Genomic DNA, 13,947 nt, shown 5'->3' on the forward strand with positions numbered 1-13,947 from the left:
GGCACGTGCAGGGACCAGGGCGCCTCCGCCGCACCACCTGCACACCGGCGTCGACCGGCACGTCGGGGGCGGACGGCTGCGGGTGACGTGGGTGCGGTGGTCAATCTGCGGGGCAGAGCGCGTCCTTCGTGGGCATCCTGCCCTCGACGAGGTAGCGCGTGGTGGTGTTCAGCGCGCAGGAGTTCCTGCCCAGTACGTAGACGCCGTGCCCGCTGTCGTCGACGCTGACCAGCCGGGCGCGGTCGCCGAACTTCTCGCGCAGCATCTTCCCGCCCGTGTGCGGGGTCGACGCGTCCCTGAGGTTCTGGAGGAGCAACACGTTGCGCGGGCCTTCGGTGTCGACCTCCACCGGCGGTTCGGAGGGGGCGTACGGCCAGAAGGCGCAGGGTGTGATGTTGGCGGTGGCAGCGCCGTACAGCGGATAGCGCTCACGGTCCTCGGCGACGCCCCGCCGGTAGGTGTCGACGTTTTCCGGCCACTCGACGTCGTTGCACGTGGCGGCGAGGAAGACGGTCAGGGCGTTGTCGGTCGGCGATACCGGCCCGTCCGCCCCTTCATCCTGCGGGGGCTGCAGACCGCGGACCGCAGCCTCGTCGCCTTCGAGCAGCCTCTGCCAGGTCTGTGCCAGCGCGGGGTACTGCGTCTGCTTGAACAGGTGGCCGAACGTGAGGAGCCGGAACAGGTTGCCGTCGATTCCTGCGACGGGAGTCTTGTCGAGTCTCCCTGCGATGGTGAGGTAGGACGCCCGGACCTGACTGGGTGTGCGGCCCAGGCCGTAGCTGTCGTGCCGGCCGGCGGCCCACTTCGCGAAGTCCGGCAGGGTCTGCTCCATGCCGAGCGCGTACCGGCGCATGCCGTCGCGGTCGAGGTGGGTGTCTCCGATGTTGCTGTCGAGCACCATCCGGTCGGAGCGCTCGGGGAACATCGAGGCATAGGCGGCGCCGAGTGCCGTGCCGTAGGAATAGCCCAGGTAGCTGGTCTTCTCCTCGCCGAGCGCGGCCCGGATCCGGTCCAGGTCGCGGGCGGTGTTCGCGGTGGTGAGGTGACGCAGCCGACCGCCGTCGTCGTTCTCCGCGCACTGCTCAGCTGCCCGCTCGGCAACCTCGGCCTGTGCGGTGACCGCGGCGTCGTCGACCGCATAGGGCGGGATGTTGGAGTAGTAGGGGCTGTCCGAGGTGAAGCCGCAGCTGACCGGTGTGGAATGACCGATCCCGCGGGTGTCCATGCCGATCAGGTCGTAGCGGTCGGTGACGCTGCTGGGCAGGCCCTGGGCCACCAGCAGCGCGGACAGCGCCAGCCCGGATCCGCCGGGACCGCCCGGGTTGAGCATGAGGACGCCGCGCCTCTTGTCCGGGTCGGTGGCGGCCAGCCGGGAGACCGTGAGGTCGATCTGCTCGCCCTCCGGACGGGCGTAGTCCAGCGGGACGGGCACGGTGGCGCACTGCAGTACGGTCGGAGCGGCTTCTGCCACGACGTCGTCGGGGCACTGACCCCAGTTCACCTGAGGCTTCTTCGCCGCCTCGGCGGCGGCGGGCGCGGTGGTCAGCGACGCGCCCAGGCCGATGACGGCCAGGAGGGTCAGGCTTCGGCCGACACTGCTCTGTCGTTTCATGTCCGGTCTCCGCATAACGGTGTGTGGGGCGTGGTCGCGACCATCCCACTCCCTGCCCCTGGGGCACGGTCAACCGGTGGCGGGGGAACCGGGCGGAGTTGACTGTGCCCCAGGGGCAGGCTTTTCAATGGCGGCCGGGCACGATCCTGGAGAGGGGCTCCTGGTGGCGTGGAGTACCCGTCAGCTGGCGGAACTCGCGGGAACGACGGCCAAGGCCGTCCGGCACTACCACGAGATCGGCCTGCTCGACGAGCCGGAACGGGCGTCCAACGGCTACAAGCGGTATGGCGTCAGCCATCTGGTGCGCCTGCTGCGTATCCGCAGACTGACCGACCTCGGCGTGGCCCTCGCGGATGTCCCTTCGGTCGAGAGCGGTGACGAGAAGGCGCGGCAGATCCTTCGGGACCTGGACGCCGAACTCGCGGCGGACGTGGGGCGCGTGGACCGCACGGGCTCCGGTTCGCTGGTGCCCGGGCGGTCGTTACCGTGCCAAGGGTTCCGCCGCCCGCCCGTCACACCATCAGCGCACATCGGGGCCCACCCGCCAGATCGCGAAGCGGCGTTCAGAGAGCGGTCACCTCGGGGCATCCACATCGGACAGGAGCCCGTCGAGCCGCTTCATGACGTCCACCTGGGCTGGATTGTAGAGATCTTTGATGGCTTTACCGAGGGTGCGGGCAGTGTGCTGTCGGCCGCGCGGGGCGTCTGAAGCAAGGTCGCCGAGCCCGGGATGGCGGGCCCGGAGGCCTAGGACATAGGGCACGAGACGCTCGGCGAGACTCTGGCGGGTCAGCTCGTCGGCATCGGCGGAAAGCTCGTTGAGTTCGCGTGCCACGGGCTGCGGCTCCTGATGGAGCAGGTCGGCATAGGCATCCATCCCGCTGGGGCCGAGGACCGTACCGAGGACGGTGACGAAAGAGCGGTCCGGGTCAGGAAGCTCGGCTGCCCTGTCCACAGAGGCCAAGCGGAGGGGGAGATCGCTCGCGGCTCGTCCGCGCAGGAGGGCGCCCACCTCGGCGCGGGCGTGCTGCAGGCGTTCGATGGTGGCGGCCAGCTCAGCGTCGAGGGCCCGCAGATCACGCGGATCAGGGTCCGCAGCCGGGTCGTCGTCCATGTCCGCGATCTGGGAGAGGGAGAGGGAGAGGCCCAGAGCGCTGAGGCGCTTGATCCGGAGGAGCCGGACGAGGTGGCTGACGCCGTACTGCTTGTATCCGTTGGAGCGGCGCTCCGGCTCGTCGAGCAGCCCGATGCCGTGGTAGTGCCGTACGGCCCTGAGGCTGACGCCGGCCAGCTCCGCCATCTCCCGGGTGCTCCACGCCATGATCGAAATCTCCCCCACCGTCCGGTGCCGCCGACGCGGTCACGTCGTGAGCCCCATTGAAAACCATGACGCAACGGCTGGCCGGCACAGGGGAGGAGTGCGCGTCCCCCTGTGCTCTCGCACCCCACACCGTCGGGGAAGCCGGTGCAGAGGGGTGGCCGGTCGGGTTCACGGCCGAGTCGGCCCGGCGGATGGTGCGGGTCCGGTGGAGAGGACGTGGTCGACGGCGGCGTCGAGCGTCTCGGTCTCGGCGATGAGGACGGATTCGCGCGTGGGCAGGGCGCGTTCGACCGACAGTCCGTTGAGGACGGTGAGAAGGAACCTGACGTTGCGGGTGTGGTCTCCGGGGGGTAGTGCGCCGTCCTCGGCGAGCACGGTCAGCCAGTGTTCGACCCGGCGCTCCGCCTCCCGCTCAAGGCCGAGGTACGCGGTGCGTACCGGTTCGGTCGGCTCGGGTTCGATGAAGGTCCGGTACATCCTGCCCCATGCGGTTCGCGCGTCCTCGCTGGTGCCGAGCGGTGCGAGAACCTGCCGCATACAGTTCAGCAGCCGTTCGCGGGGCGGCAGCGTCCGGTCCAGGATCGGGTCGCCGGGCAGCAGGTCCTCGTAGATCCGCGCGAGCAAGCTGTCCTGCAGAGCGCGCTGGGTGGGGAAGTGGAACCTCAGCGAGCCGGTACTCACTCCCGCACGCGCGGCGACCGCCCGCACGCTCAGCTTCGCCGCCATGTCCTCGGCGAGCATTTCCGCAGCAGCCCGGAGGATCTTCTCGCGTGTTCCCATGCCCGCTCTCCTTCGTTTCTCCCGAATTCCTCAACTGTACTGGCACATCGTACTAGCACGCCGTACTAGTACATCGTGCTAGCGTGTGCACTAACACGCCGTACTAGTGAGGGTGCGGCTGATGCGCGAAGGAGGGGGCGAAGCATGGCCTGGAAGCAGTGGGCGGCATCGAGGCGCCTCAAGCCGGGAGACGGCAGGGCACTGCAGCCGTTCCGCTGGTGGCAGCTCCCCTTCCGCTCGCTGTTCCGGCTACGGCTTCCCGGTGCCGGCGGGCAGGTGCGCCTGCACGCCGTCGACGTACGGCACTGGGCGCGGTTGGACAGCAGCAGGATTCGGGCGCATCTGTTCCTGGACGGCAGGCACGTGGCCGAGTCGAAGCTACCCGCGATCTTCCCTGTCGACGGCGGTGTCATCGAGGTGGCGATGAGCAGCTACGGCATCAGGCGCTGCCACTACCGTCCCCTGAACGGGCTGCCGTCCCAGCTCACGCCCGACCCGGCCTCGGCGGAAGGGCGGCGGGCACGCTTCGGCGCCCGCCATCCCGGCTTGAGCCGGGCGATCGCCATCGGATCGGTGTTGCTGCTTGCCATCGGTGTGGGCCTGAACCTGTTGCAGCTCGCTGAACCCGTCTCTCAGATTCCTCCCGTCGCACAGCGGGTCGGAACGTTCGTATCGCCGGTACACCTGCCGATCTGGCTGAACCTCGCACTGGGGGGCGGGGCCGTTCTCGCGAGCATGGAGCGCGCGCTCCGCCTGCGGTACTCCTCCCTGCTCGACGCGGCCGGTCGCTGACCCCTCGACGCGAGCAGGGGACGACCACGCCGGCTCTCCTCGGCCGCCTTCTCTTGCGACCGGCACAGCCCGGCCGCACGCAACGACGCAAGCAGGACGAAAGGAAGATGATCATGATCCATCCGAGGTCACGGGCCGCCGCCCGGTACGGGGCGGCGTTCGCCGCAACCCTCATGGCCCTGACGGGGTGTTCGTCCGGCGCCTCGGAGCTGCGCAGCACGTCCGCAGCGGGTGCGGCGGCCTCCGTGCCACCTCCGGAGCCGCTCACGTGGAGCGCGTGCGGGGAGAACCTGGAATGCGCCACACTCGAGGTGCCGCAGGAATACACCGAGCCCGAGGGTGCGCAGATCCCGCTCGCGGTCATGCGGCACCGGGCCACTGATCCCGGCCGCCGCATCGGCAGCCTGATCTTCAACCCGGGCGGGCCCGGGGTCCCCGCCACCGAAACCCTGCGCAATCTGCCCAAGACAGCCGGCACTCCGGGCGCCTTCTCGCCCGCGGTGCTCGCCAGATTCGACATCATCGCGATGGACCCGCGCGGTGTCGGCGCATCGCAGGCCGTTCACTGCCTGACCGACGAGCAGCGAGCCGAGGCCGCCGGCACCGACTTCGCCCCTTCCGTCCCCGGAGGCAAGCCTCTGCCGCAGCTGCTGGCCGATGCCGCCGCGTTCACCGACGGCTGCGCCGAGCACCAGAGCAAGAAGTTCCTGGCCAGCCTGTCCACCGACAACGTGGCCCGCGACATCGACCAGGTTCGCTCCGCGCTCGGCGAGGACAAGATCACGTACTACGGCCTGTCCTACGGCACCGTGGTCGGCCCGATGTACGCCACCCTCTTCCCTCACCGCGTCCGCCGGATGGTGCTCGACGCGCCCGTCGACACCGACCAGTGGTTCGGCAACCCCCTCCCCTTCCAGAACGACGTCGCCGTGGCAAGCGAACGGACCCTCGACGCCTGGTTCACGACCTGCCGCACCGAGGGGACCGCAGTGTGCCCCTTCGGAGCGGGAGACCCCCAGACGGCGTTCGACACACTGATCGACACACTGGAAGCGAAGCCGCTGAAGATCGCACCCGCCGAGGGCGCCACCCAGGGCGGCGAACTCGACGGTGCCATGGCCCTGGAGGCCACCCGAGCCCTGGCCGGCGACCAGAACACCTGGCCCTTGCTGACCTCGGCACTGCTGGCCGCTCAGAAGGGCAACGGCGCGCCCCTGTACACCCTGTGGACCGCCGTCACGGTGTCCCCCTTCCCGGTGCCCACCGCGATGTTCGAAACCCACACCGCAGTGCGCTGCGCCGACTGGAAGACCCCGCCCGGCATCGCCGCACACAAGGCCGCGGCCACCAAGGCAGTTACCGAGGCCAGGCGGATCGGGACCCGGGCCGCCTACTCCGCCCTGAACTGCGCACGGTGGCCTGCACCGAACAAGGACCGCGTCACCGAGCCGCTCACCGGCGCCGGCGCACCACCGACCCTGTTGATCGCCGGCCGACTGGACCCCGTCACTCCCCACCACTGGGCCGAGAACATGACCCGAACCCTGGACTCCGCGGTCCTGCTCACGCGTGAAGGAGTCGGACACGGCTCCTACGGCATCAACTCGTGCGTCAACACAGCAGTTGACGCCGCCCTCATCCACGGCACCCACCCTGCCGACGGCACCGTATGCACGACGGACAAGCCCGCCACCACCCGACCCCTCATCCCCGCGAACCGTTGAGTCACCGCCGGTCTTCACCCGCGTACCCGTACGCACGACATGGCCGTGGAGCGAGCGGAAGGGCTACTTACGGGCTGACTGACGCGCAAGGCCACAGCTGAGGATTGTCCCGCGATTCCGCCGGGAACGCGACGAGAGCACGGCACCTCGCCGTATTGTCGGGGCGTCCCCACGCATCCAGCACGCGGACGCACCTGCGCCTTGCAATGCACCGCACCGGACGCCACGTGCTTGGTCTACCGGAAATTGCGGGACAGTCCCCAGGAACCCTGTTTCAGGGCCCCGCCCGTGCCTGAATCTGCGCCGGATCGGTGAACTGGCCCGCCGCAAGAACGCGCAGACAATACCCACCGTTCCGCGGCAACCCCAGTCTCCGCACCACCGCGCCCCCGGCCCACCCCCGCTCGGGCCAGACCCGGCTGCACGAGCAGGATCCGCCAGGAGCCCGGCGCGAGAACCGTCATGGCCTCGCATCGGTCACGACGGTGGTCTCGACGCGCACGATACAGAAGGTCACGAAATATTCGCTTTTCGGGGAGTGTACAACTATGCCGTAACGTCACCAGTTTCACGGCTCGAACCGGAGGTAGGAGTCCCGCTGAAAGGCAACGCAATCGCGAAGACATGGCAGTTGATCCCTGACGACTGGGCGAACGCCCACTTCCACCTCGCCCCTCGGCAGCTATCCGAGGAACGGAGGGTGAGACCGACGAGTCTTTCCACTGCGAGCATTTCACTTTTTTATCGACGGTAAAAATCTTGCCCACTTCGGCTAACGCGCTGGGGAGTTATCATGCCCACGACTCTCGCTCAGAAGCTGTATCTGCGCTGTTACACCGTCAAGAAGGAGAAGTTCCAGCTCGACAACATCCAGGGGCGCGGCCAGTTGCTGCGGGCCGGGGCGATGACCGAGCTGGCCCGTGGCGGTCTGCTGGACGCCACCGGGGGCAAGGTTCGACGACTTGGCGGCAGTCCGCCCGAGGACCCGTTCACCGCCTCGGAACCGTGTTCACGGTCAGGCTGCCCACCTGATCATCCGCAGGGGCCCTTGTCCCCGCACGTCGTGGCAGGCTCGTTTCCTCAGGTGGTCCTCGGGTGGGACGAGGCCGACCAGTTCTCGGGTGCGGAGGGGCGAATGCAGGTGAGGACGCCCATCGACGCCATGAGTTGCCCGGGCGGCCCCCACCGGGGCGGCTTCCTTTCCTGGCGGATCGCCCCCGCTCGTCGAGGGCTGAGCTGCACCGGAACAGCGGGTCAGAGGTTCGCCGAAGCTCACACGCGACAGCGAGACAAACCTGCGACCTCCGCAGGAGGGCGAACAGATCGCAAGTGAGCGATCTATCGTGACAGCGCGGGCACCAAAAGGAATAACCCCAGGTCACGGCGAGTGAGTCCTGGGGTTAATCCGAGCCGCCTTCGGGATTCGAACCCGAGACCTACGCATTACGAGTGCGTTGCTCTGGCCAACTGAGCTAAGGCGGCACGCTCTGTCACACCGTGGTGCGGTCAGCAGCGACGCCAAGTCTACACAGTTCCCGAGGGTGCTTCGTACCACCGCCTCCCGGAGACCTACCCGCAGGTCAGGAGCACTTCTTCCCGTCCTTGGGCGGAGTTCCGTCGAGCAGGTACGTGTTGATCGCCGTATCGACACAGTCGCTGCCCCGGCCGTACGCGGTGTGCCCGTCGCCCTCGTAGGTGAGGAGCGTGCCCGAGGAGAGCTGGGCCGCCAGGGACTTCGCCCACTTGTAGGGGGTGGCCGGATCCCGGGTGGTGCCCACCACGACGATCGGATCGGCCCCCTCCGCCTCGGTGCTGTGGGCGGTGCCGGTGGGATCGACGGGCCAGGACGCGCAGTTCAGTGCCGCCCACGCGAAGCCCCTGCCGAAGACGGGGGACGCCTTCTCGAAAGCGGGCAGAGCCTTCTCGACTGCCGGGGAACCGGAGAAGGCGGGGGCCAGGTCCAAGCAGTTCACGGCCGCGTTGGCGAACATGAGGTTCGCGTACTTCCCGTTGGGCCCGCGCTCGTAGTAGCTGTCGGCCAGGGCGAGGAGGCCGGAGCCGTCACCGCGCCTCGCGCCGGCGAGGGCCTCGTGGAGCTGAGGCCAGGCGCCCTCGTCGTACATGGCCGCGATCACGCCCGTGGTCGCCAGGGACTCGCCCAGCTGCCGGGACTCGCCGGTTTCCACGGGCCGGGCGTCAAGGTCGTCGAAGAGCCTCTTCAAAGCCTTCGCCGCCTCGTCCGTGGACTTCGTGCCGAGCGGGCAGTCCGGCTTCTTCACACAGTCGGCGGCGAACGACTGGAACGCCGTCTCGAAGCCTGCGGTCTGGTCGCGGTTGATGTCGACCGCGGAGAGCGAGGGATCCATCGCCCCGTCGAGGACCAGCCGCCCCACTCGGTCCGGGAAGAGATCGGCGTACGTAGCACCGAGGAAGGTGCCGTACGAGGCGCCCACGTAGTGCAGCTTCTCGTCGCCGAGCAGAGCGCGGAGGATGTCCATGTCGCGGGCCGTCTCCACCGTGGAGACGTGCGGGAGGGCCTCGCCGGAGCGCTTCTCGCAGCCCTGGGCGAACTTCTCGTACGCCGACTTCAGTGCGGCGACCTCCCCGTTGTCGTCGGGGGTCTGGTCCACCTGGGTGTAGGCGTCCATCTCCTTGGCGGTGAGGCAGGTGACGGGTTCGCTGCGGGCGACCCCGCGCGGGTCGACGGCCACCATGTCGTACCGGGCGCGGACGGGGGCCGGGTATCCGACGGCCGCGTACCCCTGGAGGTAGTCGACGGCCGAACCGCCGGGCCCGCCGGGATTCACCAGGAGGGAGCCGATCCGCTGGCCCGGGCCCGTGGCCTTCTTCCGGGAGACGGCCAGCTTCACGTCCCCGTCGTCGGGCTTGGCGTAGTCCAGCGGGGCCTTCATCGTGGCGCACTGGAAGCCCTCCACACCGCAGTCCCGCCAGCGCAGCTTCTGCCCGTAGTACGGCTGGAGGTCCTCGGATACGGCCGACCCCGTCGTCGACGCGCTCGGCGCCGAACCGCCGCCACTGCAGCCGGAGACGAGGAGGCCGGCCGTGCCGAGCGCGGTGGCGAGGGTGCGGAGCAGGCGCCTGGTATCCATCCCCGGAGCGTAGCCGCAGGGGGACGACTCAACCGATTCCCTGCTCGTACGGGTGAATTCACACGCCGTCCCGCTGCCCCCGCGACGGTGTCGGTCCGCCCTCGGCCCGTACGGTGCCTCCTGAGCTCAGCCGGCCCGCAGGGCCATGGTCATCGCCTCCACCGCCAGCAGAGGCGCGACGTTACGGTCGAGGGCGGTGCGGCAGGCGATCACCGCTTCTATGCGCCGCAGGGTGCGTTCGGGGGTGGACGACTCGGCGATCCGGTCGACGGCGTCACGCACGTCGGTGTTGGCGAGCGCCAGCTGCGAACCCAGCTGCAGCGCCAGTACATCGCGGTAGAAGCCGATGAGCTCCGTGAGCGCGAGATCGAGGCTGTCGCGCTGCGTACGCGTCTTGCGGCGCTTCTGCCTGTCCTCCAGTTCCTTCATGGCGCCGGCCGTGCCGCGCGGCATCCGGCCGCCGGCGACGCCCCCGAGCGCCGCCTTCATGTCCTCGGTCTCCTTGACGTCGACCTCTTCGGCGATCTGCCTGGCGTCGTCGGTGGCCGTGTCGATCAGCTCCTGGGCCGCCTTGAGGCAGCCGCCGACGTCATGGACGCGCAGCGGGAGCTTGAGTACGGCGGCACGCCGGGCGCGCGCCCGCTCGTCGGTGGCGAGGCGGCGGGCGCGGCCGATGTGGCCCTGGGTGGCCCGGGCGGCGAAGGCGGCGCGCTGCGGGTCGATGCCGTCACGGCGGATCAGCACGTCGGCGACGGCCTCGACGGACGGAGTACGCAGCGTGAGGTGGCGGCACCGGGAGCGGATGGTGGGCAGGACGTCCTCGAGGGAGGGCGCACACAGCAGCCACACCGTGCGGGGCGCGGGCTCCTCCACCGCCTTCAGCAGGACGTTGCCGGCGCCCTCGGTGAGGCGGTCGGCGTCCTCCATGACGATGACCTGCCAGCGGCCGACGGCCGGGGACAGCTGGGCGCGGCGGACCAGCTCCCGGGTCTCCTTGACGCCGATGGACAGCAGATCCGTGCGGATCACCTCGACGTCCGCGTGGGTCCCGATCAGCGCCGTGTGGCAGCCGTCGCAGAACCCGCAGCCCGGTGCCCCGCCCAGGGCCCGGTCCGGGCTGGTGCACTGCAGCGCCGCGGCGAAGGCACGGGCGGCGGTGGACCGGCCGGAGCCCGGCGGGCCGGTGAACAGCCAGGCATGGGTCATCTTCGACCCCGGGGGCACCGAGCCTCCCATGGAATGCGCGGTGACCAGCGCGTCGGCGTCCCGGGCGGCGGCAGCGAGCTGCTCCTGCACCCGGTCCTGTCCGACCAGGTCGTCCCATACGGTCACGGGTCACCGCCCTTCCGGTGGTGTGGTGCGGGGAAAGCCGGATTCCCATTGTGCGGGACGGGTCTGACAATCCCGGCCTTCCGGCCGTCCCGGCCGGAAGGCCCTCCCGCGCTCCGTGAGCGGTCGCTCCCCGGTCAGCCCCGCGGCCGGCGGCCACCGCGGCCGGATGTTCCCGGGTCCTCGTCCTCCTGGCCGCCGAGAAGTTCGTCGGCCAGGGTCGGGAGATCGTCGAGCGGTGTCTCCTCGGCCCAGTCGGGCCGCGGGCGCTGCCGGCCGCCCGCACGGTCCTGCCCTGCCTGCGGCTCCTGGCCGACCTGGGGGAGTTCACGCGTGCGCTCGTTCTCGCTCTCCCCCTCGCCGGCGGCGGGACGCCCGTCGCGGAAGGTGCCCGGCGGCACCCGGTCCGAGGGACCCTCGTCCCGCACGGACGGCAGGACGGCCGTCTCGTCGGCGTCACGCGGCTCCGGGCGGTCCGACGGACGGGTAAGGGGCACCGGCTGCGTGATCTCGTTCGGATTCACGACCGGGGTGGGCACCGTGAGCTCGTTGTCCGGCACGGACGGCGAGCTCGAGGCCGACGGGGACGGCGATGACGCCTCGGACCGTCGCGCGGCGGCCGCCGCGGCTTCCGCGCGGGCTGCCGCGTCCTCCTCCGCCCGGCGTCGCGCCTCCTCGGCCCGTACGAGCGCCTCCTCGGCCCTGCGCTGCTTCTCCAGGCGGAGCTCCTCCGCCTCCTTGCGCAGCCTTGCCTCTTCCTGGGCCTGCTTGCGCAGCCGCTCCTGCTCGGCCTCGCGCACGCGCTCCTCGGCCTCGAGGCGTGCCCGCTCCTCCTCGGCACGGCGGCGGGCGTCCTCGGCGCGCTGCCGTGCCTCCTCCGCCTGCCGTTCGGCCTCGCGCCGACGCGCCTCTTCCTCCTCGCGGCGCCTGCGCTCCTCCTCCTCGGCGCGGAGCTTGGCGAGCTGAGCCTGACGCTCACGCTCCAGCCGCTCTTCCTCGGCCTTGCGGGCGGCCTCTTCCTCGGCCCTGCGCCGCGCCTCCTCCTCGGCCGCCCTGCGGGCCTCCTCCCGCGCCTTGATCTCGGCGTCGGAGAGGGGCAGGAGCTGGTCGAGCCGGTGACGTACGGCGGTGGTCACCGACTCGGGGTCCTGGCCTGCGTCCACCACCAGGTACCGGGACGGGTCGGCAGCCGCGAGGGTGAGGAACCCGGTCCGTACCCGGGTGTGGAACTCCGCGGGCTCCGACTCCAGCCGGTCGGGCGCCTCGGTGAAGCGTTCCCGTGCCGTACCGGGGTCGACGTCCAGCAGCACCGTCAGGTGCGGGACGAGTCCGCTCGTCGCCCACCGCGAGATCCGGGCGATCTCGGTCGGGGAGAGGTCGCGGCCCGCCCCCTGGTAGGCGACGGACGAGTCGATGTAACGGTCGGAGATGACGATCGCGCCGCGCTCCAGCGCCGGCCTGACGACCGAGTCGACGTGCTCGGCACGGTCGGCGGCGTACAGCAGGGCTTCGGCCCGGTTCGAGAGCCCGGCCGAGGACACGTCGAGCAGGATCGAACGCAGGCGTTTGCCGACGGGGGTCGCCCCCGGCTCACGGGTGACGACGACCTCGTGGCCCTTGCCCCGGATCCACTCGGCGAGTGCCTCGACCTGGGTGGACTTGCCCGCCCCGTCGCCGCCCTCGAGTACGAGGAAGAAGCCGGTGGCGGCGGGTGCGACCGCGGGGTCGCCGCCGCGCAGGGCTTCCCGCAGGTCCCGGCGGAGCGGCACTCCGGAGCGGTCGTCCGTCCTGGCGAGGACGATCACGGCCACGGGCAGCAGCAGGGCGCCGATGAGCATGAGCGCGAAGGCCGCTCCACCGTGGGCGAAGACGAAGTCGCCCGAGCCGAGACGGTGCCGTCCGATGGCGGCGGCGAGCACCGGGCCCCCCACCGCGCCGAGTGCGATCAGCACCCGGACGACCGCTTGGAGGTGGTCCGCCGTCCTGCTCTGACGGGACGGCTCGGTCTCCTGGTCGAGGATCGTGTGCCCGATGCGGGCGGTGACACCGGCCGCGTATCCGGCGAGCAGTGCGATCAGCACACCGGTCGCCGTGTCCGGCACCAGGCCGAGGGCGAGGAGCGCGATCCCGGTGACGGCGGTCGCGAGGGACAGCAGCCGGCGCCGCGACAGGGTGGGCAGCACCTTGCCGGCCGTGCGGATACCGATCGCGGTGCCACCGGTCAGGGCGAGGACGAGGAGGGCGAACGTGGCCGGTCCACCGCCGAGGTCGGCCGCGTGCAGCACGGAGACGGCGGCCGCGGCGGCGACCGCTCCGGCGACCGCCGCGCACACGCCGACGACCAACGGGAGGCTGCCGGTCCGCCCCTTGTCCGGACCCGCCGCGCTGGAGGGCCTGCGCAGGCCCTCCAGGGGTGAACGCGGACGGGGCGTCGGGGTGCCGGGAAGTTCGAGGAAGTACAGGGTCGAGACCGACGCCGAGAAGAGCCCCGCGGCGACGTACGAGCCGAGTGCGGCCTGGTGGAAGGAGAACCAGTCCAGCCCTGAGCCCAGCAGTTCGCCGATGATCGCGGTGACCAGGAGTATGACCGCGGCAGCGGGGATCGCCAGGAAGTTCGTGCGCAGGGACAGCCGGCGCAGTGCGTCATGGTGGTCGGGCAGCGGGCGAACGGCGGCACCCCCCGGGGGCGGGCCCGGAAGCAGCGCGGGGGCGGCGCTCTCCTTGGCCACCGTCCACAGGCGTTCGGCGGCACCGGCCACGAAGACGGTCACGAGGATCATCAGGAGCGCCTTGTCGGGCAGCCAGTCGATCCAGAGGGGCGCAATGACGAGCAGGGCGAGCCTCAGGCCGTCCGTCCCGATCATCAGCCAGCGCCGGTCCACGGGCCCGCCGGGCGCCGTGAGCGCGGTCAGGGGCCCCAGGAGTACGGCTCCGAAGAGCACGGTGGAGAGAATCCGGGCCCCGAACACGGCGGCGACAGCGAAGGCCGCCCCGCGGTATCCGGCTCCGAACGAGCCCTCCAGGACCGCCGCCTGCAGCGACAACAGCACAAGCACGAGAAGGGCGAGTGCATCGCCGATACTGCCGACGAGCTGGGCGCTCCACAGCCGCCTGAGCTGGGGAACGCGCAACAATGCCCGCACGGCGCGCTCGCGTGAGTCTGCGGCAAGTGGGTCGGAGGTGGGGCTCACGACCAATGGCTGCTCGGCTCGCGTCATCCGCCCAGCCTATCGGGGACCGTACGGTGACCGGGGGCCGCGTCCGAACAAACGGCCGCCG

General features: G+C 70.7%; 9 protein-coding genes, 1 tRNA gene and 1 pseudogene. 4 read left to right on the forward strand and 7 right to left on the reverse strand.

Annotated elements, in window-relative coordinates; translation table 11 throughout:
- Positions 1-100: 100 nt before the first annotated feature.
- Positions 101-1,612 carry an alpha/beta hydrolase gene (locus ACH4VO_RS24315; protein ID WP_360991248.1) on the reverse strand — a complete coding sequence of 504 codons (1,512 nt, stop codon included), beginning with the start codon at positions 1,610-1,612 and terminating at the stop codon, positions 101-103.
- Positions 1,613-1,775: 163 nt separating this feature from the next.
- Here ACH4VO_RS24315 and ACH4VO_RS24320 point away from each other — a divergent pair.
- Positions 1,776-2,051 (forward strand): annotated as a pseudogene (locus ACH4VO_RS24320) (MerR family transcriptional regulator); the annotation flags it as partial.
- Positions 2,052-2,186: 135 nt separating this feature from the next.
- On the opposite strand, the gene ACH4VO_RS24325 reads toward ACH4VO_RS24320, so the two are convergent.
- A complete protein-coding gene (locus ACH4VO_RS24325; RefSeq protein ID WP_360991251.1) occupies positions 2,187-2,933 on the reverse strand; it encodes a MerR family transcriptional regulator in 747 nt (248 codons plus the stop codon).
- A gap of 168 nt (positions 2,934-3,101) precedes the next feature.
- Positions 3,102-3,713: a TetR/AcrR family transcriptional regulator gene (locus ACH4VO_RS24330; RefSeq protein ID WP_360991254.1), complete on the reverse strand. Its 612-nt coding sequence runs from the start codon at positions 3,711-3,713 to the stop codon at positions 3,102-3,104.
- A gap of 144 nt (positions 3,714-3,857) precedes the next feature.
- Here ACH4VO_RS24330 and ACH4VO_RS24335 point away from each other — a divergent pair, with 144 nt between their 5' ends.
- From ACH4VO_RS24335 to ACH4VO_RS24345, 3 genes are all read left to right on the forward strand, one after another.
- A complete protein-coding gene (locus tag ACH4VO_RS24335) occupies positions 3,858-4,505 on the forward strand; it encodes a hypothetical protein (protein ID WP_360991256.1) in 648 nt (215 codons plus the stop codon).
- Between the two features lie 113 nt (positions 4,506-4,618).
- Positions 4,619-6,229, forward strand: a complete 1,611-nt coding sequence (locus ACH4VO_RS24340; RefSeq protein WP_360991259.1) for an alpha/beta hydrolase — start codon at positions 4,619-4,621, stop codon at positions 6,227-6,229.
- Positions 6,230-7,022: 793 nt separating this feature from the next.
- Complete coding sequence (locus tag ACH4VO_RS24345; protein ID WP_360991262.1) at positions 7,023-7,562, forward strand: hypothetical protein; 540 nt, start codon at positions 7,023-7,025, stop codon at positions 7,560-7,562.
- Between the two features lie 75 nt (positions 7,563-7,637).
- On the opposite strand, the gene ACH4VO_RS24350 is transcribed toward ACH4VO_RS24345, so the two are convergent.
- The 4 genes from ACH4VO_RS24350 to tmk form a co-directional block, all read right to left on the reverse strand.
- A tRNA-Thr gene (locus ACH4VO_RS24350) sits at positions 7,638-7,711 on the reverse strand.
- 98 nt (positions 7,712-7,809) lie between these two features.
- The gene (locus ACH4VO_RS24355) at positions 7,810-9,339 is read right to left on the reverse strand and encodes an alpha/beta hydrolase (protein WP_360991264.1); all 1,530 of its coding nucleotides are present in this window, start codon (positions 9,337-9,339) and stop codon (positions 7,810-7,812) included.
- 126 nt (positions 9,340-9,465) lie between these two features.
- Complete coding sequence (locus ACH4VO_RS24360) at positions 9,466-10,671, reverse strand: DNA polymerase III subunit delta' (RefSeq protein WP_360991267.1); 1,206 nt, start codon at positions 10,669-10,671, stop codon at positions 9,466-9,468.
- 134 nt (positions 10,672-10,805) lie between these two features.
- Entirely contained in the window at positions 10,806-13,886 is a 3,081-nt protein-coding gene (gene tmk / locus ACH4VO_RS24365; protein ID WP_360991270.1) for a dTMP kinase, read from the reverse strand.
- Positions 13,887-13,947 lie beyond the last annotated feature (61 nt).

Origin of the sequence: Streptomyces sp. NPDC020780 (assembly GCF_044334475.1) — a bacterium.
GTDB lineage: Bacteria > Actinomycetota > Actinomycetes > Streptomycetales > Streptomycetaceae > Streptomyces.

Excerpts from the sequence above, each read along its gene's own strand:
- ACH4VO_RS24315 (WP_360991248.1), bottom strand. The coding sequence starts at position 1,612 with ATGAAACGACAGAGCAGTGTCGGCCGAAGCCTGACCCTCCTGGCCGTC.
- ACH4VO_RS24340 (WP_360991259.1), top strand. The coding sequence starts at position 4,619 with ATGATCCATCCGAGGTCACGGGCCGCCGCCCGGTACGGGGCGGCGTTC.
- ACH4VO_RS24330 (WP_360991254.1), bottom strand. The coding sequence starts at position 3,713 with ATGGGAACACGCGAGAAGATCCTCCGGGCTGCTGCGGAAATGCTCGCC.
- ACH4VO_RS24355 (WP_360991264.1), bottom strand. The coding sequence starts at position 9,339 with ATGGATACCAGGCGCCTGCTCCGCACCCTCGCCACCGCGCTCGGCACG.
- ACH4VO_RS24345 (WP_360991262.1), top strand. The coding sequence starts at position 7,023 with ATGCCCACGACTCTCGCTCAGAAGCTGTATCTGCGCTGTTACACCGTC.
- ACH4VO_RS24325 (WP_360991251.1), bottom strand. The coding sequence starts at position 2,933 with ATGGCGTGGAGCACCCGGGAGATGGCGGAGCTGGCCGGCGTCAGCCTC.
- ACH4VO_RS24335 (WP_360991256.1), top strand. The coding sequence starts at position 3,858 with ATGGCCTGGAAGCAGTGGGCGGCATCGAGGCGCCTCAAGCCGGGAGAC.
- tmk (WP_360991270.1), bottom strand. The coding sequence starts at position 13,886 with ATGACGCGAGCCGAGCAGCCATTGGTCGTGAGCCCCACCTCCGACCCA.